This window comes from Pseudomonas sp. G7(2022), assembly GCF_052660475.1.
On sequence record NZ_CP109659.1, the window covers coordinates 2655542 to 2681393 of the forward strand.

The following is a 25852-nucleotide window of genomic DNA, read 5'->3' on the forward strand; positions in this document are numbered from 1 at the left end:
AGATAGGTTTGGAAAAGCAGCGCAGCGGCTCAGATGCCCCACGCGAACGGATCTGTTTCGTCGATCAGCAGCGTGCTGTCGGCGGTCATGTGGGCGCGGCCGGTGATGTAGGGGCGAATGCGCTCGCCTTCCCATTCAAAGCGGCCTTCGAACTGGCTGCCGGTGATGCTCGCCTGCACCCAGCGCTCGCCCGGCGCGAGTTTTTCGTCGGCGGCCAGGCACGCCAGTTTGGCGCTGGTGCCGGTGCCGCAAGGGGAGCGGTCGTAGGCCTTGCCGGGGCACATGACGAAGTTGCGGCTGTCGGCCTCGGCGTCATCGGCGAACAGTTCGATGTGGTCGATGACCGCGCCGTCCTTGCCATGAATGCCTTGGTCCTCCAGGGCCTTGAGCATTTTCCAGGTGAAGTCGGTCAGGGTTTCGACGTTGTCCATCGTCAACGTCTGGCCGTGTTCGCTGACCAGGAAAAACCAGTTGCCGCCGTAGGCCACATCACCAAGGAAACGGCCGTATCCCGGCACTTGCACCGCCACCTGTTTGCGTGAGCGATAGGCGGGCACGTTGCCCAGGGTCACGGCGCCGTCTTCATGCAGCGTTGCACTGACCGGGCCGACCGGCGTGTCGATCTTGTGCACGCCCGGTGTGATCAGCCCCAGATGTTGCAGCGAAGCAACGAGGCCGATGGTGCCGTGGCCGCACATGCCGAGGTAGCCGGCGTTGTTGAAGAAGATCACGCCGCAGGTGGCGTCCGGCGACACTGGCTCGCAATACAGCGCGCCCACCAGCACATCGTTGCCGCGCGGTTCCAGCAGGCAGGCGCGGCGCCACTGGTCATGCTGCTGGCGCAGGGCGTCGCGCTTTTCGGCCATGGTGTTGCCGGGCAGATCGGGAAAACCCTTCATCACCAGACGCGTGGGTTCGCCGCCGGTGTGGGAATCAATGACGTGTACTCGTTTCATGGACAGGTCCCGTTGAGTGATTTCAGTAAGCGCCGGCAGCGCGAGGATTGGCGTTGGAGGCAGGGGACAGCGAAGCGACTTCGCTTTCATCCTCTTCCGATTCCAGGCGCAGCAGGTGCGCCGGTACGCCGGTGGCGGCGCCCCAGTAATAGATGCCCATCGCACAGGCCGCGACGACCAGGGTGTCGAACGGATGAGTGAGGATGCCCAGGCCGCCGAAGGTGCCGAGTTTCGACAGGACGATGGTCACCGCGTAGAAGGCGATCAGCCACGCCGACGAGCGCACTTGCCGGGATAGGCTGAGGTGGGCGGTCGGCACGAAGCGGCCGCAAAGCAGGTAGACGACGAACATCAGGATTTGCAGGCCGAGCAGCCAGGACACGGTGTTCCAGCCCGACCAGTAAACGATCAGCGCCGCGATGATGAACGACACCGGCCCCAGCACGCCCATGCTCTTGACCCGGAACGGGCGCGGCATGTCGGGTGCATTGCGCCGCAGCGCGGCGACGGTCACTGGAGCCACTGCGTAACTCAGCACCAGCGCGGCGGAGACCACGTTGATCAGCGCTTCCCAGGAAGGGAATGGCAGGGTCCAGAACACCGACAGGGCGAAGGTCAGCCACAGCGCCGGACGCGGGATCCCGGACTTCTCGTCGATGTGGGTGAAGACCTTGAAGAACGTGCCGGTCTGCGCCCAGCCGTAGATCACCCGAGGCGTGGCGTTCATGTAGATGTTGCCGCAGCCGCTGGGAGAGATCACCGCGTCCGCCACCACCAGATACGCCAGCCAGCCCACGCCCAGCGCCAGGGCGATGTCGCGGTACGGCAGGGCGAATTCCTTGGAAACCCCGGCCCAGCCATTGGCGAGTAATTCGGTGGGGATGCCGCCGAGGAAAGCCGTTTGCAGCAGCACGTAGATTGCAGTGGAGAGCAGCACCGACAGGATCAGCGCAATCGGGATGGTGCGCTGGGGATTTTTCACTTCGCTGGCCACCGAGATGATCGGGGTCAGGCCGAGGTAGGCGAAGATCACGCCGCCGGCGGAAACCGCCATTTCGATGCCCGAGAGCCCGAAGGGGGCGAAGCCCTGAACCTGAAAGTTTTCCGGTTTGAAGAAGGTGAACAGCACGCCGATCACCAGCAGCGGCACGATGAACTTGAACACGCTGACCAGGTTGTTGGCCTTGGCGAAGGTCTTCACGCTGCGGTAGTTGAGGAGGAAGAACACGCAGAGCAGGCCGAACTGCACCAGCCAGCCGAGCAGGGTCGGATCACCGCTGCCGGCCTTGGTCAGGCTCGGAAACCAGGCCGCCGCGTATTGGCGCGATGCAACCACCTCGATTGCCACCAGACTGGAAAACGCGATCAGCGTGATGAAACCCATCAGATAACCGAGCAGCGGCCCGTGGCTGTAAACCGGGTAGCGCACCACACCGCCAGCGCGGGGCAATGCCGCGCCCAGTTCGCAATAGACGATGCCCAGCAGCAACACGGCGAAGCCGCCCAGCAGCCAGGAAAATATCCCCGCCGGCCCGGCAATCGCAGAGACGTGACTGGCCGCGAACAACCAGCCGGAACCGAAGATCGCCCCCAGACCGATAAAGGTGAGGTCGATCAATGAAAGTTGTTTTTTGAACTTGCCTTGGCCTGACATGGCATCGCCTTCTTGTGAGTTATTGGATAGGCAGGTGTGAGTCACTTGAACGGCTAAACAGTGAACTCATCGGGCGTCGGGCGATTGATGTTTTGCGCAGCTCTGGATGACGAATTCGGCACAGTTGCGAAGAAAGACAGCGGCGCTCGACACGCTTCGAACGTTGCTGCAATCTGCACGCGAACACCTCAGGCCGATCCATTCACCGGGGAAGACCTTCACATGCAGAACGCGTTTGCGATCCTTTGTCAGGGCGATGAGCGCCAGCGTCCCCATACCCTCGACGCGCTGCTGGCCGGCGTGGCGCCGCTGTTGCCGATGCTGGACGTGATTCCGAACGCGGTCATTTTCATCAAGGATGTGCAGGCGCGGTACGTCCTGGCCAACCGTACGCTGGTGCAGCGCTGCGGTCTGAAAGACCTTAAACCGCTACTTGGGAAAACCAGTGCGCAGGTGTTTCCGGCGCAACTCGGGCCCGGTTATACCGAGCAGGATCGTCGGGTGCTGGAAGAGGGGTTCGTGCTGGAGGATCAACTGGAACTGCATCTGTACGGCAGCCGCGAACCGGGTTGGTGCCTGACGCACAAACGCCCGCTGTACAACCGCGACGGCGAGATCATCGGCCTCGCCGGGATTTCGGTGGACCTGCAATCGGCCAGCGAAACCCATCCGGCGTTTCAGCGCCTGGCGGCCGTCGATGAACACATCCGCGCGCATTTCAATCGGCGGGTGACACTGGGTGAATTGACCCGGATTGCCGGTATTTCGGTGGCGCAACTGGAGCGCTACTGCAAACGGGTCTTCCACCTGACGCCGAGGCAGATGATCCAGAAGGTACGGCTGGAACATGCCCATCGCCTGTTGCACACCGAACTGCCGATTACCGAGGTGGCGCTGCAATGCGGCTACACCGATCACAGCGCCTTCACCCGGCAGTTCAAGGCTTCGACCGGGTTCACCCCGCGTCAGTATCGACAGGCGACGGAGCAATGAGCGGCTCGCGGGTCATAGCGGCTAGACTGACCCTGTCAGCCCCACTTGCTGCAGGTGAAACGAGATGAGCGAATTCTGGGTACGCCGATGCTCGTATGGCCTGTGCGCGATCCTGCTGACGCTGACGGCGTCCTGTTCGAGCAAGGCTCACTACGCGACCACCGGTGATCGCTGCTATGCCAAAGCGGTGCCGACGATGGGCGAGGGTGGCCTGGCGTGGGGATCGACCCTGGGCCAGGCACAGAAAAAATCCATGGATAACTGCATGCGCTACGCCGGCCGCTCGGGCGGTACGCCCGGTACCTGTCAGGTGGTGTTGGCCAAGTGCAAGAATTGATAAGGCGCGATAGCCGCCCGAGCCATAGTGACCGGAAAGGACTTCAGTGAACCTTCATCTTGAAATCGAGCGGATTTTTACCGACCAGGCCTTCGCAAGGCCGCTGTTTTATTCCTGCCCGGGAGGACTGCGTTTCGAACTCTCCGAAACGGGAGGGATGATCGAACAGTTCCTGTTGGCCTTGCGAAAATCGACCGAAATCTGCACCGACATTTTCAGTGGCGAGCCCACGCTCGTGACCTGTCTGCGCTTTCACTCCGGCGGCCAGCGATTTACCCATCGAGCGTTACTTCAGTCCCTTCGGTCGGCTGGCATCGAGATACCTGCAGAACGCTCGATCTGGAGTGAACGCACTGATCCGGATAACTGGTTCTGCGAAAGCGAACCCGAGTACTGGATCAACCTCGCATTCGAAGCGCCCGCAAGGTCGCTTCAAGCATTGCTCTGGTGCGCACTGGCCACGGACTTTGGCGCCATTGCGCCGAATCCACGCTGCGCGGTCTACCTGTTCAATTTGAAGGCCGAAGTGATGGTTTTCCCTTACGACGACCGAGGGATGGACGTGGTCGGGCCCAACAAGGCGCTGCTTTCAAGGCTGTATCACCGCCATCAAGCGTATCTCCTCGATTACGACCGGCCCGCGATGGACGCTGACTTTGCGGGCGCTGCCTGAGATTGGCCCCGGAGCCCTTGATGCCGATCAGAGAGGTCCGAGGGCTCAAGCGCATTTAAATCAAGCTCCGTTCACTAGGTGCGTTGCAAGGCTCGCGACACGTACATTTTGGTAATCATTGACACCATCTCTTTCGCCCCGAAACAACGGAAGTAAAAGCAGCCGTAGTCGGTTTCCAGGCACACAATCTTGGTCATGAACCCCCATTCCAGGCTGACCTTTCGAATCGATGCCATGGGGATTTCAATATCCAGAGCCCCGTCCTGAACCATACGGTTCATGGCATTGGCGTTCATGAAAATCGTGGAGTGGGTCACCGTTACCTTCCCGCCAACCCAGAGTCCGCCGGGGGCCAGAAAATTGACCAGTTTCGTCTTCAATACTGCTTCGGCCATCCCTGCATCTCCCTCGTTCAAATCACAATTCAGCATTTCAGCCGCCTGTTTACCTGACAAAAAACAAAATCACCATGTGTTTACTTCGTTCATTCATACGTCGCAGTTCTCACTGCCCGTTTCTGTCTGGAGTTCTCTCGATGCCCTCGCTCAAAACATTGCCCGCTGCATTGCTGGGGCTGGCCCTTGCTTGTCCGGTGGAAGCCGAGTCTCAGGGCATGGAGTTGGGGCAAGTGCTGATCGGGGCTGAAGACCAGAGCGGCGAAGACCTTTCGCTGGAGGAGGCCAAGGCCCGGTTGGCACAGGTGCCCGGTGGCACCAACGTGGTCGATATGCGCCGCCCGATGCAGGGGCGGGTGGCGAGCAATCAGGATGTGCTGGCGTACCAGCCGGGGGTCTATGCCCAGTCGGCGGGCAACGAGGGGGTGAAAATCTCGATTCGTGGTTCGGGCATCAATCGGGCTCCCGGTGCTCACGCGTCGGGGCTGTACACGATGCTCGACGGCCTGCCGCTGACCGGTCCCGGCGGTACGCCTTACGAGTTGCTGGAGCCGCTGTGGCTCGATCATGTGGAAGTATTGCGTGGTGCCAACGGTTTCGATCGTGGTGCGCTGGCCCTTGGCGGGGCGGTCGATTACGTCAGCCACACCGGCTACAACGCGCCACTGCTGAATGTGCGCTACGTCATGGGCAGCCACGGCTATGCGCAACGGCAAGTCAGCTCGGGCCAGGTGCTCGGCGATTTCGATTACTACCTGTCGATGACCGATGCGCACTCCGACGGCTATCAGGATCACACCGCCAGCAAGAGCCAGGGCGTGATCGCCAACTTCGGTTATCGCTTCAATCCGAATCTGGAAACCCGCTTCTACATTCGTCACCGCGAGACCGACAACGACCTCGCCGGGCGAGTGACCAAACACTCCATCGAACACGATCCGCGCGCGGCCAACCCGGCCTACGTGACGCGCAACGACAGCCGCGATCAGCCGGGCAGCACCTTCATCGGCAACAAGACCACGTACTACATCGACGACGATTCGAGCATCCAGACCGGCCTCGTTTATCACGATTACCCGATGGACCTGCGCGAAGGACCCAACCGCCTGAAGGTGGCGTACACCGATGTCAGCGGCACGTTCGACTACAAGCGCCGCGACACGCTCTGGGGTCTCGAAAGCCGCAGCACGGTTGGCCTGCGGGTGACCAAACACCTGCCCAACGACGGTGCCACTGAGTTGGTTCGGATTCCCACCGGCAACACCGCCGGTTATGCGCCGGGCACGCACATGCGCAACTTCACTTATCAAGGCTCGGACACCGTTCTGCACTTTGGCAATGACCTGGAGATTGCCAACGACCTGTGGCTGACCACCGGCCTCGCCGCGATCTACACCCGCCGCGAAAGCGCCGTGACCTACCCGGAAGGTGGCGGCAAAACCAGCCTCGGCGACTGGGATTACGCCCCACGCCTGGGCTTGCGTTATCAGGTGACGCCGGACCTGCAACTGTTCGGCAACCTCAGCCGCTCCGTCGAAGCGCCGCATCCGTGGTCGCTGATCTACAGCTCCAACGTCCGCTTTCCGGCCGGCAGCGGTGCGGCCACCGGCACTCAGCGCGACCCCATCAAACTGCAGAACCAGACCGCGACCACCCTGGAACTCGGCGGCCGTGGCGACAGCGCGCTCGGCGAATGGAGCCTGGCCTGGTACTACGCCCAGGTGCGCCACGAATTGCTCTCGGTATTGCCGGACGCCAACGCCACCACGCCTTACGAACTCAATGCCAGCCCGACGGTGCATCCAGGCGTGGAAGCCAGCCTGCTCAGCAACCTGTGGTCAGCGAACGATGGCGGCAAGTTGAGCCTGCGCCAGGCCTACACCTTCAGCGACTTCCATTACCGCGATGACGACCGCTTCGGCGACAACCGCCTGCCGGGCCTGCCGATGCATTACTACCAGGGCGAATTGCGCTACGACTTCCCGCAGGGGTTCTTCGCCGCCGTCAACACGCAACTGGTATCGAAAGTCGCGGTGGATTACGCCAACAGCTACTACGCCGATCCTTACGCCACCTTCGGCGCGACCCTCGGTTACAACGCGCCGAAAGGCGACTGGCAGACCTGGCTGGACATGCGCAACCTGACCGACAAACACTACGCCGCTACAGTTACGCCGGGCTATGACGATAAAGGACTGGACGCCGCACGCTCCACGCCGGGTGAGGGGATGGCGATGTACGTCGGGGTGTCGTGGAGTCTGCTTTGATCTCACGACAGAACGGTGATTGAAACCGTTCGATCACCGGACAGCCAAACCTTCGTCCAATTGCCCGATCCTGCTTGCCGGCGTACTGTGACCGGTGATGGCGTAAACCGTGACCATCACCATAACGACAAGATCGAGTGCCCTGCCCATGGACAGCCGCCTGCTGAGCGACCGCAGCAGCGTGTTTCGCCACGCTGACCCGTATGCCGTCTCCGACTATGTGAACCAGCACGTCGGTCAGCATTTCATCGGCCTGTCCAAAACCACCCACCCGCAAGCCAGCCTCAACCACCGCAAACTCGCCGACCTCGATCTGTGCCGCATCAGCTATGGCGGCAGCGTTCGCGTCACGTCGCTTGCACTGGAAACGGTCTATCACCTGCAAGTCCTGCTGCAAGGCAACTGCCTGTGGCGCGGGCACAAGCGTGAGCATCATCTGGTGCCGGGCGAATTGCTGCTGATCAACCCGGACGATCCGGTCGACCTGACTTATTCCGACGATTGCGAGAAGTTCATCCTCAAGGTGCCGGTCAGCGTGCTGGAATCGGTGTGCGACGAACAGCGCTGGCTGCATCCTGCCGGAGGCATCCGGTTCCTGCGCAATCATTACCGGCTCGACGAGCTGGAAGGGTTTACCCACCTGCTGGGCATGATCTGCCAGGAAGCCGAAGCCAGCGATCCGTTGTTGCGGGTACAGGAGCACTACGCGCAGATCGTCGGCAGCAAACTGATTTCGCTGATGAACACCAACGTCAGCCGTGAATGCCTGAGTTCGCCGAGCGTCAGTTTCGAGCGGATCCTCGACTACATTGATCGCAATCTGAAATTGGATCTACCCGCCGAACACCTGGCGGCCCAGGCGAACATGAGCCCGCGTTCACTGTACGCGCTGTTCGAACGCCAGCTCGGCGTGACCCCGATGCAATACATCCGCCAGCGCAAGCTCGAGCGCATTCATGCCTGCCTCAGTGATCCGAGCTGCCCGGTGCGCAACCTCACCGAACTGGCGCTGGACTACGGCTTCCTGCACCTGGGGCGTTTCTCCGAAAGCTATCGCCAGCAGTTCGGCGAATTGCCGTCCGTGACCTTCAAACGCCGCCACTGAATTCCCGCCCCGAAACAATCTGAAGCACCTGCCGCGCCGTCCTGCACAAAACGGATAGCGCTCTGCAGGATTCGGATATTGCCGCCCGCGTTGCCTCCCTAATCTGACCTGGCCTGAACAATAACAATGGAGGCCCCGGCCATGTCCCTGGGAATCGACTACCTCAATGCCATGCTTGAAGAGGACCCCGAGAAGGGTGCCTACCGCTGCAAGCGGGAGATGTTCACCGATCCGCGGCTGTTCGAACTGGAGATGACGCACATCTTCGAAGGCAACTGGATCTACCTCGCCCATGAAAGCCAGATCCCCAACGTCAATGACTTTCTGACCACCACCATGGGCCGCCAACCCGTCTTCATCGCCCGCAACAAGGCTGGTGAACTCAATGCCTTTCTCAATGCGTGCAGCCATCGCGGTGCCATGCTCTGCCGGCACAAGTCCGGCAACCGTTCCAGCTACACCTGTCCGTTCCACGGCTGGACGTTCAACAACAGCGGCAAACTGCTCAAGGTCAAGGACCCGAGCGAAGCCGGCTACCCCGAAGGCTTCAATTGCGAAGGCTCCCACGACCTGACCAAAGTCGCGCGTTTCGAATCCTATCGCGGCTTTCTGTTCGGCAGCCTGAACGCCGATGTGAAATCCCTCGCCGAGCACTTGGGCGAGTCAGCCAGGATCATCGACATGATCGTCGATCAGTCACCCGAAGGCCTTGAAGTGCTGCGCGGTTCCAGTTCCTACATCTATGAAGGCAACTGGAAACTCACCGCCGAAAATGGCGCTGACGGTTATCACGTCAGCTCCGTGCACTGGAACTACGCCGCCACCCAGAATCAGCGTCAGCAGCGCGACGCTGGCGAAGAAATCAAGACCATGAGCGCCGGCAGCTGGGCGAAGAAGGGCGGCGGTTTCTACTCGTTCGATCACGGCCACTTGCTGCTGTGGACCCGCTGGGCCAACCCCGAGGACCGCCCGGCCTACGAGCGTCGCGATGAACTGGCCCGGGACTTCGGCCAGGCCCGCGCCGACTGGATGATCGAGAACTCGCGCAACCTGTGTCTGTACCCCAACGTGTACCTGATGGATCAGTTCAGCTCGCAGATCCGCATCGCCCGGCCGATCTCCGTCGACAAGACCGAGATCACCATCTATTGCATCGCGCCCAAAGGCGAAAGCGCGGAAGCCCGAGCCAAACGCATCCGCCAATACGAAGACTTCTTCAACGTCAGCGGCATGGCCACCCCGGATGACCTCGAAGAATTCCGCTCGTGCCAGACCGGCTACGGCGCCGGGCGCGGCTGGAACGACATGTCCCGTGGCGCGACCCATTGGGTCGAAGGCGCGGACGCGGCGGCCAAGGAAATCGACCTCAAGCCCTTGCTGTCCGGCCTGCGCACCGAAGACGAAGGCCTGTTCGTGCTGCAACACAAGTACTGGCAGGAAACCATGCTCAAGGCTGTTTCCTCCGATAAAAACCTGATCCCCGTGGAGGCCGTGCAATGAACAACCTCTACGACACCGTGCGCGATTTCCTCTACCGCGAAGCGCGCTATCTGGACGACGGCCAGTGGGATCAATGGCTGGAACTCTACGCCGCCGACGCCAGTTTCTGGATGCCGGCCTGGGACGACCACGACACCCTGACCGAAGACCCGCAAAGCGAAATCTCGCTGATCTGGTACGGCAACCGTGGCGGCCTCGAAGACCGGGTGTTCCGGATCAAGACCGAGCGCTCCAGCGCGACCATTCCCGACACCCGCACCTCGCACAACCTCAGCAACATCGAGATCGTCGAGCAGGGCGAAGGGCAATGCCAGGTGCGCTTCAACTGGCACACCCTGAGCTTTCGCTATCAGGTCACCGACAGTTATTTCGGCACCAGCTTCTACACCCTCGACCTGCGCGGCGACCAGCCGTTGATCAAGGCCAAGAAAGTCGTGCTGAAGAACGATTACGTCCGTCAGGTCATCGACATCTACCACATCTGATCGAGACGGCGGCGAGCCGGGCTCGACGCTGTGAGCGAGGTGCACCATGAGTTTCCAGATCGCACTGAATTTCGAAGACGGGGTCACCCGTTTCATCGAGGCCTCGGGCCACGAGACCGTTGCCGACGCGGCCTACCGTCAGGGCATCAACATCCCGCTGGACTGCCGCGACGGCGCCTGCGGCACCTGCAAGTGTTTCGCCGAAGCCGGGCGTTACGACATGGGCGACAACTTCATCGAAGACGCCCTGAGTGAAGACGAACTGGCCCAGGGTTACGTCCTGACCTGCCAGATGCGCGCCGAAAGCGACTGCGTGGTGCGGGTGCCGGTCGGCTCCCAGGTGTGCAAGACCGAACAGGCGAGTTATCAGGCGTCGATCAGCGATGTCCGGCAGCTCTCCGAAAGCACCATCGCGCTGTCGCTCAAGGGTGAATCCTTGAGCAAACTGGCGTTCCTGCCGGGGCAATACGTCAACCTGCAAGTACCGGGCAGCGAGCAATCCCGTGCCTATTCCTTCAGCTCGTTGCAGAAGAACGGCGAGGTCAGTTTCCTGATCCGCAATGTCCCCGGCGGCCTGATGAGCAGCTTCCTCACCGGGCTGGCCAAGGCCGGCGACAGCCTGAATCTGGCCGGGCCGCTGGGCAGTTTTTACCTGCGCGAGATCAAGCGGCCGTTGTTGCTGTTGGCGGGTGGCACCGGGCTGGCGCCGTTTACCGCGATGCTGGAGAAAATCGCCGAGCAGGGCAGCGAGCATCCGGTTCACCTGATCTACGGCGTGACCAACGACTTCGATCTGGTGGAGCTTGACCGCCTCGAAGCCTTCGCCGCGCGTATCCCGAACTTCAGCTTCGGCGCTTGTGTGGCCAATCCGCAGAGCCGGCACCCGCTCAAGGGCTACGTCACCCAGCACATCGAACCGCGTCACCTCAACGAAGGCGATGTCGACGTGTACCTGTGCGGCCCGCCGCCGATGGTCGAGGCGGTCAGCCAGTACATCCGCGAACAGGGCATCACGCCGGCGAACTTCTACTACGAGAAATTCGCGGCGGCTTGAGTCTTTTTTCTGAATTGCGAGGTTGTCATGAACAACAGATTCGCCAACAAGGTCGCGCTGGTCACCGGCGCGGCACAGGGCATCGGTCGTCGGGTGTGCGAGCGCTTGCTGGAGGAGGGCGCGCAAGTGATCGCCGTCGACCGCTCCGGACTGGTTCACGAACTGCAAGGCGAGGGCGTGCTGTCGCTGACCGCCGACCTTGAGCAATACGCCGATTGCGCTCGGGTGATGACCGCCGCGATCGATGCTTTCGGGCGCCTGGACGTGCTGGTCAACAACGTCGGCGGCACCATTTGGGCCAAGCCCTTCGAGCATTACGAAGTCGAGCAGATCGAGGCCGAGGTGCGCCGCTCGCTGTTCCCGACGCTGTGGTGCTGCCACGCCGCATTGCCGTACATGCTCAAACAGGGCGGCGGGGCGATCGTCAATGTGTCATCGATTGCGACCCGCAGTCTGAACCGCGTTCCCTACGGCGCGGCGAAGGGCGGGATCAATGCGCTGACTGCCTGCCTGGCTTTCGAGAATGCCGAGCGCGGGATCCGGGTCAACGCCACCGCGCCCGGCGGCACCGAAGCGCCAGCACGACGCATTCCGCGCAACAGCGGCGAACAGTCCGCGCAGGAGCAGGCCTGGTATCAGGAAATCGTCGCGCAAACCCTCGATAGCAGCCTGATGAAACGCTACGGAACCCTAGACGAACAGGTCGGCGCGATCCTGTTTCTCGCCTCGGACGACGCCTCCTACATCACCGGTGTGACCCTGCCGGTCGGTGGCGGTGACCTCGGTTGATCACGCTTGAATGGACACTGAAATGAACCGGATCCTGATTGAAAACCTGTCGGCGGTCATCGTCGACCTGCCGACCATCCGCCCGCACAAACTGGCGATGCACACGATGCAGAACCAGACGCTGGTGATCCTGCGCCTGCGTTGCAGCGACGGTATCGAAGGCATCGGCGAAGCCACCACCATTGGCGGCCTGGCCTACGGCTATGAAAGTCCCGAAAGCATCAAGGCCAACATCGATGCACACCTGGCGCCGGCGCTGATCGGCATGGACGCGGACAACATCAACGCCGCGATGCAGAAGCTCGACAAGATCGCCAAGGGCAACACCTTCGCCAAGTCCGGCATCGAGAGCGCATTGCTCGACGCCCAAGGCAAACGCCTTGGTTTGCCCGTGAGCGAATTGCTCGGCGGCCGGGTCCGCGACAGCCTCGAAGTGGCCTGGACCCTGGCCAGCGGCGACACCGCTCGGGACATCGCCGAGGCCGAACAGATGCTGGAAGCGCGGCGGCACCGGATCTTCAAACTGAAGATCGGCGCCAACCCGCTGGAGCAAGATCTGAAACACGTAGTGGCGATCAAAAAAGCTTTGGGCGAGCGCGCCAGCGTTCGGGTCGACGTCAACCAGTATTGGGACGAGTCCCAGGCAATTCGCGGCTGCCAGGTGCTCGGCGACAACGGTATCGACCTGATTGAGCAGCCGATCTCGCGGGTCAACCGCTCCGGGCAGATTCGCCTGAACCAGCGCAGCCCGGCGCCGATCATGGCCGACGAATCGATCGAAAGCGTCGAGGACGCCTTCAGCCTTGCTGCCGACGGCGCCGCCAGCGTGTTCGCCTTGAAGATCGCCAAGAACGGCGGCCCGCGCGCCGTGTTGCGCACCGCGCAAATCGCCGAAGCCGCCGGCATCGCTGTGTATGGCGGCACCATGCTCGAAGGCTCCGTCGGCACCCTGGCCTCGGCCCATGCGTTCCTCACGCTCAGGCAACTGACCTGGGACACCGAGCTGTTCGGTCCGCTGTTGCTGACCGAAGACATCGTCACCGAGCGCCCGCAATACCGCGACTTTCACCTGCACATTCCACGCACCCCGGGCCTGGGCCTGACGCTGGATGAACAGCGTCTGGCGCGTTTTCGCCGGCACTGACCCCTAAGGAGAACGCCATGTTGTTCCACGTAAAAATGACCGTGAAATTGCCCGCCGATATGGCTCCGGCCGTTGCCACAAAGCTCAAGGCCGACGAGAAGGAGCTCGCCCAGCGCCTGCAGCGCGAAGGCCAGTGGCGCCATCTCTGGCGCATCGCCGGGCACTACGCCAATTACAGCGTGTTCGATGTGCCCAGCGTCGAAGCGCTGCACGACACCCTGATGCTGTTGCCGCTGTTTCCCTACATGGACATCGAGATCGACGGTCTCTGTCGCCACCCTTCGTCGATTCACGCCGACGACCGCTGACCGCGGAACCGACCCCACAACAACAAGATGAGGTGAACACCATGACCGTGAAGATTGCCCATACTGCCGAACTGCAAACGTTCTTCGAAGAAGCCGCCGGTTTTGCCAACGATGGCGGCAGCTCGCGTCTGAAAACCATCGTCCTGCGGATGTTGCAGGACACCGCCCGGATCATCGAAGACCTTGAGATCAGCGAAAACGAATTCTGGAAAGCCGTCGATTACCTCAACCGTCTGGGCGGCCGCTCCGAAGCCGGGTTGCTGGTGGCGGGCCTCGGCCTCGAGCATTTCCTCGACCTGTTGCAGGACGCCAAGGATGCGCAGATCGGCTTGACCGGCGGCACGCCGCGCACCATCGAAGGCCCGTTGTACGTGGCCGGCGCGCCGCTGTACGAAGGCGAATGCCGGATGGATGACGGCAGTGAGGAGGGCGTCGCCACGGTGATGCTCCTGGAAGGCCAGGTGTTCGATCCGCAAGGTCAGCCGTTAGCGGGTGCCACGGTCGACCTGTGGCACGCCAACACCAAAGGCACTTATTCGTTTTTCGATCAGAGCCAGTCCGAGTACAACTTGCGCCGCCGGATTATCACCGACGCCGAAGGTCGCTACCGCGCCCGCAGCATCGTGCCGTCCGGCTATGGCTGCGACCCGCAAGGCCCGACCCAGGAATGCCTGAACCTGCTTGGCCGCCACGGCCAGCGCCCGGCTCATATTCACTTCTTCATTTCCGCACCGGGGCATCGGCACCTGACCACGCAGATCAATTTGTCGGGGGACAAATACCTGTGGGATGACTTTGCGTATGCGACCCGTGAAGGGTTGGTCGGGGAAGTCGAGTTTTTGGAAGATGCAGCGGGACGTCGCGCTGAATTGAAGTTCGACTTTCAGTTGCAGCAGGCGCCGGATGCGGCGGCGCAGCAGCGCAGTCAACGGCCAAGGGCGTTGCAGGACTGCTGATTCCGGAGCTCTCTTCGGATTGGCTGAACTGCGCAAAAAGTTGCGCAGTTGTTCGTAATAAAAGCACGGTGAAAACCGCTGGAGGCCTTGTCTTTAAAGGCCTGCAGCCAAGTGCGCAAGAAGTTGCACAGCACTGCGCAACTTCTTGCGCACTTTTTCGCTGTTTCCTACAGAAAAAGTTGGAAAATTCCCACGAGAGCTTCGTAAACCCTTGATGGGTAATGGCCAAGTGATGGCTGGCACGACTTTTGATAACTCCTTCGCTACCTGGGCAGGCAATCACGCCGTCCGGTTCTGTCTATCGAGCAAGGAGCACACCCCATGGCAACACCCGCGTACATGTCGGTTACCGGCGAAAAACAAGGCCTGATCACTGCCGGCGCGTTCACCGCCGACTCCGTTGGCAACACCTACCAGGAAGGCCACGAAGACCAGGTCATGGTTCAGGCGTTCACCCACGACGTGATCATCCCGCGTGACCCGCAATCCGGTCAGCCAACCGGTCAGCGCGTGCACAAGCCAGTTGTGATCACCAAGGTCTACGACAAGGCTTCGCCGCTGCTGCAAGCAGCTCTGACTTCCGGCGAGCGCATGAGCGAAATCGTCATCCAGTGGTACCGCACCTCGGCGCAAGGCACCCAGGAGCACTACTACACCACCAAACTGGAAGACGCGATCATCGTCGCCATCAACAACAAAATGCACAACTGCCAGGACCCGGCGAACGCCCACTTCACTCATCTGGAAGAAGTGCAGTTCACCTACCGCAAAATCACCTGGACCCACGAAGTCTCCGGTACTTCGGGTTCCGATGACTGGCGTGCTCCGGTCGTTTAATCGCGACTGATGGTTGTATCGCCTCGGCCGGTTTCGCCGGTCGAGGCACCTTCACTACTCAAAGAATTTTTGCCACCCGATCCTTATCGATCTGGCGGCATCGCAGCACTGTGCGAGGGACAAGGGAATGTTCTCACCGGCCAACCAGCCCCATTTCAATCTGACCATCGATGGCGCGGACAGCGACTTTCAGGTGCTGTCGTTCACCGGTCGAGAAGCCCTCAACACGCCCTTCGAATTCGAGCTGGAACTGGTCAGTGAAAAGGCCTCGATCAACCTCGAAAGCCTGCTGCACAAACTGGCGTTTCTTCAGCTCTCGCCGAGCGGCACCGGGATTCACGGGCTGATCTACAGCATCGCCCAGGGCGAGGCGGGCAAGCGCCTGACCCGCTACAGGATCTCGCTGCGACCGCAGCTTTCCTACCTCGCACACCGCTTCAACCAGCGCATTTTTCAGCAGATGACGGTGCAGCAGATCATCAGTCAGGTGCTGGAAGAACACGGCATTCTGGCCAGCGACTACCACTTCCAGCTGAGCGCGGTGTATCCCGAGCGCGTCTACTGCACGCAGTACGATGAGAGCGACCTGCATTTCGTCCAGCGCCTGTGCGAGGAGGAGGGGATTCACTACCACTTCCAGCACACGTCCAGCGGCCACAAACTGACCTTCGGCGATGACCAGACGGTGTTCCCGAAACTCGCGCCCGTGGCCTATCAGCAGGACTCCGGGCTGGTGGCGGACAAGCCGGTGGTCAAGCGTTTCGGCCTGCGTCTGGCCACCCGCACCAGCCGCACCACGCGGCGCGATTACGACTTCGTCAAACCGAAGATCGAGCTGGAAAGCGACGCCAAGAGCAGCGCCCAACCGGACCTGGAAGACTACGATTACCCGGGCCGCTTCGTGGACCGCGAGCGCGGCAAGCACCTGGCCAACCGCAACCTCGAACGCCACCGCAGCGACTATCGCCTGGCCGAGGGCAACAGCGACCAGCCGATTCTGGTCACCGGGCATTTTCTGGCCCTGACCGACCACGCCAACCCGACGTGGAACGACCTCTGGCTGCTCACGGAAATCTTCCACGAAGGTAAACAGCCGCAAGTGCTGGAAGAGTCGGTGACCAGCGACACCACCGACAACAAAGACGATTTCCATCAGGGTTATCGCAACCGCTTCAACGCGATCCCGTGGGACGTGCCGTACCGCCCGCCGCTGGATCACCCGAAACCCAAAGTCCTCGGTTCGCAAAGCGCCGTGGTCACCGGTCCCGAAGGCGAAGAAATTTTCTGCGACCAATACGGCCGGGTGAAGGTGCAGTTCTTCTGGGACCGTGAAGGCCAGCACGACGACAAGACCACCTGCTGGATGCGCGTGGCCTCCAGTTGGGCCGCTGAAACCTTTGGCTCGATCAACATTCCGCGGGTCGGCATGGAAGTGCTGATCACCTTCCTCGAAGGCGACCCCGATCAGCCGCTGATCACCGGTTGCCTGTACCACGGCGCCAACCTGCCGCCGTACAAACTGCCGGACTTCAAGACCCTGGCCACGGTCAAGAGCAAGGAATACAAGGGCAGCCGCGCCAACGAACTGCGCATCGACGACACCACCAGCGAGATCAGCATCGCGCTGCGCAGCGATCACGGCGCGAGCGCGATCAACCTGGGTTACCTGACCCATCCGCGTCCTTCAGGTGGGCAGCCGCGCGGCGAAGGTTTTGAGTTGCGCACCGACCGCCACGGCGCCGTGCGTGCTGGCGCCGGTCTGTTGATCACCACCGAACCGCGCCCGAACGAATCCAAACACCACAAGGACCTGCCGGAAACCGCCGAACGCCTGGCCACCGCCAGCGATCAACAGGACGGTTTCGCCACGCAGGCCAAGGAACTTCAAGCCCAGGAAGCCGGCGATCAGGACGACGTGGCCAAGGCCTTGCACGCGCAGCACCAGGGCGTGCTTGGCTCGGGACCGGCGAACCTCACCGCCAACGAATTTCCCGAGTTCACCGAGCCGCATCTGGTGCTCGCCAGCCCGGCCGGCATCGCCCTGACCACACCGCGCTCCAGCCACATCGCCACCGGCGAACACCTGGCGCTGAGCAGCACCGGGCACACCAGTTTTTCCATCGGCAAACGCCTGCTGGCCAGTGCCAGCCGCGGCATGCGCCTGTTCGTGCAGAGCATGGGGTGGCGGCTGGTGGCGGCCTCCGGCGACATCGACGTCAAGGCGCTCAAGGACAGCATCAACCTGCTGGCCAAACTCAACATCACCGCCAACGCCGACCGCATCACCATCACCGCCAAGACCGAACTGGTGATCCAGGGCGGCGGCAGCGCCACCACCTACAACGCCGGCGGCATCACCCACGCCACCAGCGGCCCGTACACCGCCCACGCGGCGAACTTCGCCTACACCGGGGCGAAATCCCTGGCCGGGGTGTTCCCGGAACCGCCGAAACCGGGCAAGGGCAATCTGGAGCTGTTCAACCAGTACGCCGGGCGACAGGGCATCAAGGACGGCGATTACGAAGTCATCGATGCGCTGGGCAAAAGCATCAAGGGCAAGCTCGACGCGAAGGGGTTCGCCAGCGTCGCCGGCGCCGCACCGGGGCCAGCGCGGGTGCTGTTCGGCAAGGATCCTGCGGACACCTGGAGTGAAGGCAGCTACATCGGCAAGCCAGAATGGCCGTTGAATCCGCCGGGTGCGGAAGACATTCCGAGCCAAGTGCAAGCCATGGTGGCGCAGGCGTTGCCGAGCAAGAACTGGGACATGTTGGAAAAGGGCAAGGAATTGGCACAGACAGGGATGGGTGCAATGCAGACCGCGCAAGGTGCGATGCAAACGGCGCAGCAGGTGAAAGGGGCAGTGCAGGGCGGGGTGGCCGGACTGCCGAAACTGGCGAGTGCGGCGATGCCGAGTGCGTCGGGGATTCTCGGGGCGGCGAGCAAAGCGGGCAAGTTGCCAACGCTTCCGGCTCCAGCCCTGCCAAAAGCTTCCTTGAAAACCCCGGGCCTGCTGGCGGGAGAGGTGTTGTCATGACGACTGGATCCGATGGTGCGAAAACGCGTGAGCCGCAAGTCGCGGTGGTGCCACTCAACACGATCGATATTCAGGATGTCGGACGCGGCGCTGCCAAATTCGATGCCTGGTTGCAGTCCATCAGCGGCGGTGTCGTCACACTCGATCGGGTCAAGAACGTCGCGGGTGCTCTTCCTGTCGTGGGCAACATCATGGCGTTGGTTGATGCCCTTGGAGACATCGTCACCCTGGCCAAAAGCAAACAGCGTCAAGTGCTGGATTGGGTCAGCCTGGGTATCAACCTGATTGGTGTATTGCCTGCGCCACCGACCATGGCTTCTGCGCGCATGACACTACGCCCGACCCTGGGGTTGGTGCGTCAGGAGCTGCGTAACAGCGCCAAGATGCTGCTGGGGGACTCTCTGATTGAAGTGTTGATCGGGCATCTGAACGCGACCATCGTCGGCACCATCGATGACTTCGTCAAACAGGCACAACCCAAACTGGCGGGCATTCTCGACGACGCTGGAAAACTGGGTCAAAGCGCGGTGAACGAGATCGCCAAGGGCCTGGAAAAGGTGGTCAATGGCAAGCTCGATGCGAAGGGAGACCTCAATGCGGCCGGTTCGAAAATCACGGCGGCGCGCGGTCAGTTGTTGCATGACCCCAAGGCGGCTATCAGCAACATTTTCGGTGCCGCTTTCAGTGCCTACAAGGCTGCAGGCAAAGGCGTTGCCAACAGTGCCGCCAAGAACTTGCTGCCGGAGAAAGCCAAGGCTCTGGTACTGAGCAACACATCGATGCTTCGCACGCTGGGGGTGGAGCTGCAATCCCAGATGAAAAAGCTTGGTGACCCGGGCGTTCAGCATTCCATCGGCTGGCTGTTGCAGATGTTGGCGGGCTCGGTAGTAACTTGGCGCAAACGTCGCTCTCATGGTCAGGCCGCCAGTGTCAAACCGGGGGCCACGAGCAAGGCAGAACAACGCGCCGGCAAAGGCCAACTGGAGTTGCAGCAAAGCCAGGTTCGAGCCCGTTCTGATGCCAGTGATTGCAAGAATCGCGTCCCGACAGGCACGAAAAGAAACATCAGCTTTGCACGCGGCACGGAAACCATCACCCACACGGATTTCCGTTTGCCGGGCCCGTTTCCCGTCGTCTGGAACCGTACTTATTACTCGAATCTGGAGGCCTACGACAAAGGCAGCCTAGGTGCTCGCTGGATCAACGAGTTCACCACTCGTTTCGATTATGTGGATGACGGGTTGGTCTTTCATGCGGCCGATGGCCGAAGTCATGAGTATGCGTTGCCCAAAGTCGGCGATGCCCATCATGACCCGATTGAAAACCTGACTCTGATTCGCTCAGGTGAAAATCAATTGCTGCTGTGCCGCGGTGTCGAGAGAAAGGAGACCTACGTGCGTCGTGGGGCACGCTTTCTGCTCGCCGGCATCGAGCTGCGCAGCGGTGCTGGAATCATGCTGCACTATGAGCACATGCATGGTAATGAACCGGTGCTCTCTGACCTGCTCACCTATCAGGGGGACGTTACAAAGGTTCATCTACAACTCGGAACACTGATCGATGACCACGGACGTCTGACAGGTTTGTGGGAGATCGCCGATGGCATTCCTCAGCGCCAACTGTGTGCCTATCACTATGATGCGTTGGGCGATCTGGTTCAGGCACGGGATGAAAACGGTTATGCCTGGAATTATGAATTCCGCAGCCATCTGATCACGCGATACACCGACCGGACCGGGCGGGGCATGAATTTGCAATGGCAGGGGGACGGCTCCGATGCCAAAGCGATTCGTGAATGGGCGGATGATGGAAGCTTCGATACTCGACTTGAGTGGGACGAAAACATTCGTCTGACCTACGTCACTGACGCTCACGGCAATGAGACCTGGCACTACTACGACATTCTTGGCTACACGTACCGTATCCGTCATCCGGATGAGCGTTCGGAATGGTTGTTCCGCGATGAGGCCAAAAATGTCGTGCGACATGTCCACACCGATGGAAGCGTTGATCGGTTCAGCTACGACGAGCGTGGCAATCTTCTCGAACACATCCGTGCCGATAACACCGTAGTGCATTACGCATACGATGATCTGGACCAACTGATCAAGGTTAGTGATGCAGAGGGCGGACAGTGGACCAGAGCTTATGACGACAGCGGCAATCTTGTGGAAGCTGTCGATCCTCTGGGTAACAAGACGGAGTACACCTACACATCTGCCGGCTATCCGGAGACCGTCAAGGATGCTAACGGAGCAGAGAAGAAATTCGAATACAACGATGCCGGTCAGTTGACCGGGTACACCGATTGTTCCGGCAAAACCAGTACCTGGGAGTACAACGGCCTGGGTCAGTTGATTTGCTTTACCGATGCGGCAGGGCAAAGCACCGAGTATGAGTATGTGGCAGGTCAACTGGTGTTGATCAGGCATCCGGACAAGTCTGAGGAGCGTTTCAGTCGCGATGCCGAAGGGCGACTGTTGGCCCATGTCGACGGCCTGAACCGCTGCACCACCTGGAACTACAGCGCCGCCGGCCTTATCGCCGAGCGAGTGGATGCGGCTGAGCAAACATTGCGCTATCGCTGGGACCGTCTCGGTCGTTTGACCGCTTTGGAGAACGAAAATGAGCGTAGCGCCCATTTTCACTACGATCCGATGGGGCGGTTATTGGAGGAAACAGGTTTCGACGGCCATATTACGCGCTACCAGTACGACACTGAATCAGGTCGTTTGAGTAGCAAGCTTGATGGCGAGCGGCGAGTGGCTTTCCAATTCGACCTGATGGGCCGCCTGATAGAGCGCCGTGCGAGTCTGGGCGAACAGGTACAAAGTGAAACATTTGCCTACGATGGCAACGGCAATATGACACTGGCTGAAAATGATCACAGTCGCTTGCAGTGGTTCCACGATCCGGCGGGCAACCTGCTGCGTGAACATCAGCATTATCTGAGTCTGGAGCAGCCTCGGATCGCAGTCTGGCAACATGAATACGATGCCCTGAATCAGCGGGTAGCGACTGTGCGTCCGGATGGCCAAAGAGTCAGTTGGATGACCTACGGCAGCGGGCACTTGCTGGGATTGAAAGTGGATGACCACGAGTTGCTGGCCTGGGAGCGTGATGATCTGCATCGCGAAATCGCCCGTCATCAGGGCAACCATTTATTGCAGACGCAGAAGTGGGACCCGGCTGGGCAGTTGCAGGAGCAATTGTTGGGTCGCAGCGATGACAAGCGCACGTTGCTCAAGCGTGAATATCAATATGATCCTGCGGGCCAACTGATCCTTCTCAACGACACGCGACGCGGGCCGCTGACGTATCAGTACGATCCGGTGGGGCGCCTGATCAAGGCGGCGAGTCGACAGGGTGTGGAAACTTTCGCCTTTGATCCTGCCGGTAACTTGCTTGATGAGCCGGTTGAACAGATGCGCCGACCTCTGGATCAGGACCCGATGCGTAGCAAGCGGGTGGATAACCTGCTGCGCGAGTACTCGGGTACCCACTATGAATACGATGATCGAGGCAATCTGATACAGCGTTGGCACAACGGCAGTATCGCCAGAATGCGCTGGGATTTGTTCGACCGTTTGGTTCACTTTGATGATGCCCGACTGGAAGTCGAGTATGCCTACGATGTATTGGGACGCCGCCTTTACAAGAACTCGACTGCGCATTTCAAGCGACGGCCTGAAGCCGGCTCACAGTGGAACGACAATGAGTTTGTCCGCAAGCAGCGAGAGTCGGGTTGTGGTTTCACATTGTATGGCTGGGACGGCGATACGCTGGCCTGGGAGAGCAGTCCGGCTCTGCTGGATGGTGATCCCGGACGCACAGTGCATTACATCTATGAGCCGGGTACTTACATTCCGGTTGCGCAAGCTTTGCGACACCAACCAATCATTCTGATGGGGCAGCCTGACTTCAGCGGCGAGTATCAATTGGAGGACGACCCGGTGTGGAATCACGTACCTGTGGCACTGCCAATCGACGTGTTGAGTTGGTATCAATGCGACCGAATGGGGGCGCCTCTGGAGTTGACCGACCAGAATGGCGAAATAGCCTGGAGCGCTCAGTACAAGGCATGGGGGAGCGTGTCTGAGCAGCGTTCGCCAATGGCGCAGCAACAGGGTATTGGCAACCCGATTCGCTTCCAGGGGCAATATCACGATCATGAAACGGGGCTGCATTACAATCGTTATCGTTATTACGATCCGTTGATTGGACGCTTCATCAGCAAAGATCCCATCGGTTATGACGGTGGGTTGAACCTCTTTGTATATGCGCCGAGTCCACTGGGCTGGATTGACCCGCTAGGCTTGGCAAGATGTCCGTGTGCCGATCTGAAGAAAGGCAACCCTGAAGGAACCGGGCCATTCAGAGGTGGATCTTACGGAGGCACCACGGCCTCGGGGATCGAGTCGCATCACATGCCGGCAGACAGCACCAGTCCGATTAAGAGAAGCCAGGGGCCAGCAATACAAATGGAGCCCTATGACCATAGCCAAACAATGAGTCACGGCCACCAGGGTAATCCCGGAAAAGCCTATCGAGCTCAGGTTCAGTCAAAAATCGAAGTGGGAGACATGAGAGGTGCAATGGCGATGGAGATCAGAGATGTGCGCCGTGTAGCCACTCAGGTCGGACAACCCAGAAAGTACAATGAAGCAATGCAAGAAATGCTGGCGTATGCCAAGTGCCGTAAATTTCTGGATAAGTGAGAGAAACCATGAATGATCAAGCGTTCAAAGTGTGGCGAGATAAACTGGTTTCATTGGATCGCTACGAGAACCCGGAAGATGCTCGTGAGTTCTCGGCGCTCGTGAGCAGTGTCCGCGACGAACTCGATGCAAAAACCATTGATGCACTACTGTCGACCTTTTGCGATGAAGACGACTACGGTGTGCAAGAGCGCGTGGTGGGTGTTCTTGATCATGCTGAAGCGGGCGTTTTTGCTGAAAGGCTTGCGGTGAACTTCTCAACGTTGCAAAGACAGGCAAGTGGCAAGGAATGGCCTCTTATTCTGATCGGTCGTGTCGTGAACTCGGACAACGCAGAGAAGATCAAGGCGATTGTCGCGGCTGCGAAGAAGTCCCCGGATCTTGACGCCTTTATTCGAAGTGATGAGTTCCTGGATGAGTATCCGGAGATCGAAAGCTACTTCCCCTGATACGACTCAAGGCCCGCCGTTTTCACGTTTGATGGGTTCGACGGCCCCATTTGGCATGCCAGAAGTCAGGTCAAAGGAGTGACAACATGAAAGACGCAATCCGCCTCGGCGACTCCACCACCCACGGTGGCAAGGTCCTCGAAGCCTTCTCCCAAACCAACCTCAACGGCAAGCCGATTGCCGGGGTCGGTCACAAGGTCAGTTGCCCATTGTGCAAAGGGGTATTCCCGATTGCCGAGGGCAGCAGCACCTACACCGTCGATGGCACACCCATTGCGCTGGACGGTATGAAAACAGCCTGTGGGGCGGCGCTGATTGCCAGCGGGCCCAAAGGGGCCGTTGTCAGCTAAATCGATATTTGTAATTGCCGTCTCCATGACGCGGCCTTTTCGGCGCGTTATTTGAACAAGACATGCTTCACCCAAAACATGCTTCACCTCAAAAAGAGCTCAAAACGCTCCAACATTTAAAGGAATAAATATGAAGACCGCTTCTTTGATTCTCGCCATGGCAGCCGCGTTTGGCACCAGCACGCTTGCCTACGCCGAAGGGCAAGACGCCGCCACTTTGAAAGGGATATACGACAACGGTCGCAACATGTCAGGCCTGATCAAAAGCTGTGTCGACAAGGGGTTCCTGAAAGCGGACAGCACCGAGAACGCCAACAAGATGGCTGCATTCGTTAGCAACATGCCGGGTGATTTCGACAAGCGTGACGGCGACAAGAACGAACAGTTTGGCCGCAAGGGCGAAGTGTTCACGGAGGGGGAATACAAGAGCCTGGAAAGCAACCTGCCACCGAACCTCACGCTCAAGCAATGGTGCGAGCAGGCGGATCAGGGCATGCGCGAAGGGTTGAAGCGCGTCGGTCTGTAGCCGTCAGTTGATTCAGGGCCGACGTTAACGCCAAGCCGATTGCCGTGGTCGGTCCTGAGGTCAGTCGAGCCGCTCGATAGACCGAACTAAGCTAATGCAAAAAAGATATTTGTTCGGTTTTTTTAATATCGTTTAGTTTTGATTCACAGACGAATCAAAGCATCAAACCGACAGGCCCCCGATTGCCATGACGGCACACGCTGAATCGATCACAGGCTCTTCAGGTTTGATTCACACGGGAGTGAATCATGCCGCACACCTCAGCTATCACCGCATTACCCACCCTGGACTTGTCCCTGCTCGACGGTACGCCGTCGCAACGCCAGGCCTTTCTCGATGATTTGCGTCACGCTGCTCGCGATGTCGGGTTCTTCTACCTGACCGGCCATGGCATCGACGCCGGCCTGCTCAATCAAGTTCAAGACCACGCCCGGCAATTTTTCGCCTTGCCCGACAGCGAGAAAACAGCCGTCGGCATGATCAATTCGCCGCATTTTCGCGGCTACAACCGCGCCGCGTCCGAGATTACTCGCGGGCAGCCCGATCAGCGTGAACAGTTCGATCTGGGCGCCGAGCGCGACGCCTTGCCATTGAACGTCGACAGTCCGTTGTGGGCACGGCTGCAAGGGCCGAATCAATGGCCTGAAGCGTTGCCGCAACTCAAGCCGCTGCTGCTCGACTGGCAGCAGGCGATGACCCAAATGTCGCTGCGTCTGCTGCGCGCTTTCGCCCAGTCACTGTCGCTGCCGGAAGATGCCTTCGACCGCTTGCACGGCGACAAACCCAACGAACACATCAAGCTGATGCGCTATCCGGGGCAGTCCTCGACGGCGAGCAATCAGGGCGTCGGCGCGCACAAGGATTCGGGTTTTCTCAGCTTTCTGCTGCAAGACCAGCAGGCCGGACTGCAAGTGGAAATCGAAGAGGGGCGCTGGATCGATGCGTTACCTCGGGACAACACCCTGGTGGTCAACATCGGCGAATTGCTGGAACTGGCCACCAACGGTTATCTGCGCGCCACGGTGCATCGCGTGGTTTCGCCGCCAGCGGGCAGTGAGCGCTTGTCCATCGCGTTTTTCCTGGGCGCGCAACTCGACGCGGTCGTGCCGCTGTACCCGTTGCCGGCGGTGTTGCTGCGCGAAGCTAAGGGGCCGGCGAGTGATCCGCTCAATCCGTTGTTTCGCGATGTCGGCTGGAATTATCTGAAGGGCCGACTGCGTTCGCATCCCGATGTCGCGCAGCGCTTCTATGCCGATGCGTCGAACACTCAGACACCGCTTCGCAAGACCGCCAACGCCTGATCCATCACTCGCAAAAGGACT

General features: G+C 60.1%; 22 protein-coding genes. 19 read left to right on the forward strand and 3 right to left on the reverse strand.

What is annotated here, in order from left to right:
* Nucleotides 1-29 precede the first annotated feature (29 nt).
* Both NE357_RS11845 and NE357_RS11850 read right to left on the reverse strand, forming a co-directional pair.
* Entirely contained in the window at nt 30-956 is a 927-nt protein-coding gene (locus NE357_RS11845; RefSeq protein ID WP_169430000.1) for a 4-hydroxyproline epimerase, read from the reverse strand.
* Between the two features lie 22 nt (nt 957-978).
* Nucleotides 979-2610, reverse strand: coding sequence for an APC family permease (locus NE357_RS11850; protein ID WP_169430001.1), 1632 nt, complete (start codon nt 2608-2610; stop codon nt 979-981).
* 222 nt (nt 2611-2832) lie between these two features.
* Here NE357_RS11850 and NE357_RS11855 point away from each other — a divergent pair, with 222 nt between their 5' ends.
* From NE357_RS11855 to NE357_RS11865, 3 genes are all read left to right on the forward strand, one after another.
* Nucleotides 2833-3603, forward strand: a complete 771-nt coding sequence (locus NE357_RS11855; protein WP_169430002.1) for an AraC family transcriptional regulator — start codon at nt 2833-2835, stop codon at nt 3601-3603.
* A gap of 64 nt (nt 3604-3667) precedes the next feature.
* A complete protein-coding gene (locus tag NE357_RS11860; RefSeq protein WP_169430003.1) occupies nt 3668-3940 on the forward strand; it encodes a hypothetical protein in 273 nt (90 codons plus the stop codon).
* Nucleotides 3941-3986: 46 nt separating this feature from the next.
* Nucleotides 3987-4613, forward strand: a complete 627-nt coding sequence (locus NE357_RS11865) for a DUF3885 domain-containing protein (protein ID WP_169430004.1) — start codon at nt 3987-3989, stop codon at nt 4611-4613.
* A 74-nt stretch (nt 4614-4687) separates the two neighbouring features.
* On the opposite strand, the gene NE357_RS11870 is transcribed toward NE357_RS11865, so the two are convergent.
* Nucleotides 4688-5008, reverse strand: coding sequence for a hypothetical protein (locus tag NE357_RS11870; protein WP_169430005.1), 321 nt, complete (start codon nt 5006-5008; stop codon nt 4688-4690).
* Between the two features lie 140 nt (nt 5009-5148).
* Here NE357_RS11870 and NE357_RS11875 point away from each other — a divergent pair, with 140 nt between their 5' ends.
* From NE357_RS11875 to NE357_RS11950, 16 genes are all read left to right on the forward strand, one after another.
* On the forward strand, nt 5149-7275 hold the full coding sequence (locus NE357_RS11875) for a TonB-dependent receptor family protein (RefSeq protein ID WP_169430006.1): 2127 nt from the start codon (nt 5149-5151) through the stop codon (nt 7273-7275).
* A 148-nt stretch (nt 7276-7423) separates the two neighbouring features.
* Entirely contained in the window at nt 7424-8380 is a 957-nt protein-coding gene (locus tag NE357_RS11880) for an AraC family transcriptional regulator (RefSeq protein WP_169430007.1), read from the forward strand.
* Nucleotides 8381-8521: 141 nt separating this feature from the next.
* Nucleotides 8522-9880, forward strand: a complete 1359-nt coding sequence (gene benA / locus NE357_RS11885) for a benzoate 1,2-dioxygenase large subunit (protein WP_169430008.1) — start codon at nt 8522-8524, stop codon at nt 9878-9880.
* A complete protein-coding gene (gene benB / locus NE357_RS11890) occupies nt 9877-10365 on the forward strand; it encodes a benzoate 1,2-dioxygenase small subunit (protein ID WP_169430009.1) in 489 nt (162 codons plus the stop codon). Before benA ends, benB begins: the two co-directional genes overlap by 4 nt.
* A gap of 46 nt (nt 10366-10411) precedes the next feature.
* Entirely contained in the window at nt 10412-11419 is a 1008-nt protein-coding gene (benC, locus tag NE357_RS11895) for a benzoate 1,2-dioxygenase electron transfer component BenC (RefSeq protein WP_169430010.1), read from the forward strand.
* Nucleotides 11420-11446: 27 nt separating this feature from the next.
* Complete coding sequence (locus tag NE357_RS11900; protein ID WP_169430011.1) at nt 11447-12208, forward strand: 1,6-dihydroxycyclohexa-2,4-diene-1-carboxylate dehydrogenase; 762 nt, start codon at nt 11447-11449, stop codon at nt 12206-12208.
* Nucleotides 12209-12230: 22 nt separating this feature from the next.
* A complete protein-coding gene (locus NE357_RS11905; protein WP_169430012.1) occupies nt 12231-13352 on the forward strand; it encodes a muconate cycloisomerase family protein in 1122 nt (373 codons plus the stop codon).
* A gap of 17 nt (nt 13353-13369) precedes the next feature.
* A complete protein-coding gene (gene catC, locus NE357_RS11910; protein ID WP_169430013.1) occupies nt 13370-13660 on the forward strand; it encodes a muconolactone Delta-isomerase in 291 nt (96 codons plus the stop codon).
* A 41-nt stretch (nt 13661-13701) separates the two neighbouring features.
* On the forward strand, nt 13702-14616 hold the full coding sequence (gene catA, locus NE357_RS11915) for a catechol 1,2-dioxygenase (RefSeq protein WP_169430014.1): 915 nt from the start codon (nt 13702-13704) through the stop codon (nt 14614-14616).
* A gap of 321 nt (nt 14617-14937) precedes the next feature.
* Nucleotides 14938-15453 carry an Hcp family type VI secretion system effector gene (locus NE357_RS11920; protein ID WP_169430015.1) on the forward strand — a complete coding sequence of 172 codons (516 nt, stop codon included), beginning with the start codon at nt 14938-14940 and terminating at the stop codon, nt 15451-15453.
* A 127-nt stretch (nt 15454-15580) separates the two neighbouring features.
* Complete coding sequence (locus NE357_RS11925) at nt 15581-18487, forward strand: type VI secretion system Vgr family protein (protein ID WP_207867787.1); 2907 nt, start codon at nt 15581-15583, stop codon at nt 18485-18487.
* Nucleotides 18484-23205: an RHS repeat-associated core domain-containing protein gene (locus tag NE357_RS11930; protein ID WP_169430017.1), complete on the forward strand. Its 4722-nt coding sequence runs from the start codon at nt 18484-18486 to the stop codon at nt 23203-23205. The genes NE357_RS11925 and NE357_RS11930 overlap by 4 nt, the downstream gene beginning before the upstream one ends.
* Before the next feature lie 8 nt (nt 23206-23213).
* Nucleotides 23214-23654 (forward strand): hypothetical protein, encoded by a 441-nt coding sequence (locus tag NE357_RS11935; protein WP_169430018.1) that lies wholly within the window; start codon nt 23214-23216, stop codon nt 23652-23654.
* A gap of 86 nt (nt 23655-23740) precedes the next feature.
* Entirely contained in the window at nt 23741-24004 is a 264-nt protein-coding gene (locus NE357_RS11940; RefSeq protein ID WP_169430019.1) for a PAAR domain-containing protein, read from the forward strand.
* A 130-nt stretch (nt 24005-24134) separates the two neighbouring features.
* Nucleotides 24135-24530: a hypothetical protein gene (locus tag NE357_RS11945; protein WP_169430020.1), complete on the forward strand. Its 396-nt coding sequence runs from the start codon at nt 24135-24137 to the stop codon at nt 24528-24530.
* 248 nt (nt 24531-24778) lie between these two features.
* Complete coding sequence (locus NE357_RS11950) at nt 24779-25831, forward strand: isopenicillin N synthase family dioxygenase (RefSeq protein ID WP_169430021.1); 1053 nt, start codon at nt 24779-24781, stop codon at nt 25829-25831.
* Nucleotides 25832-25852 lie beyond the last annotated feature (21 nt).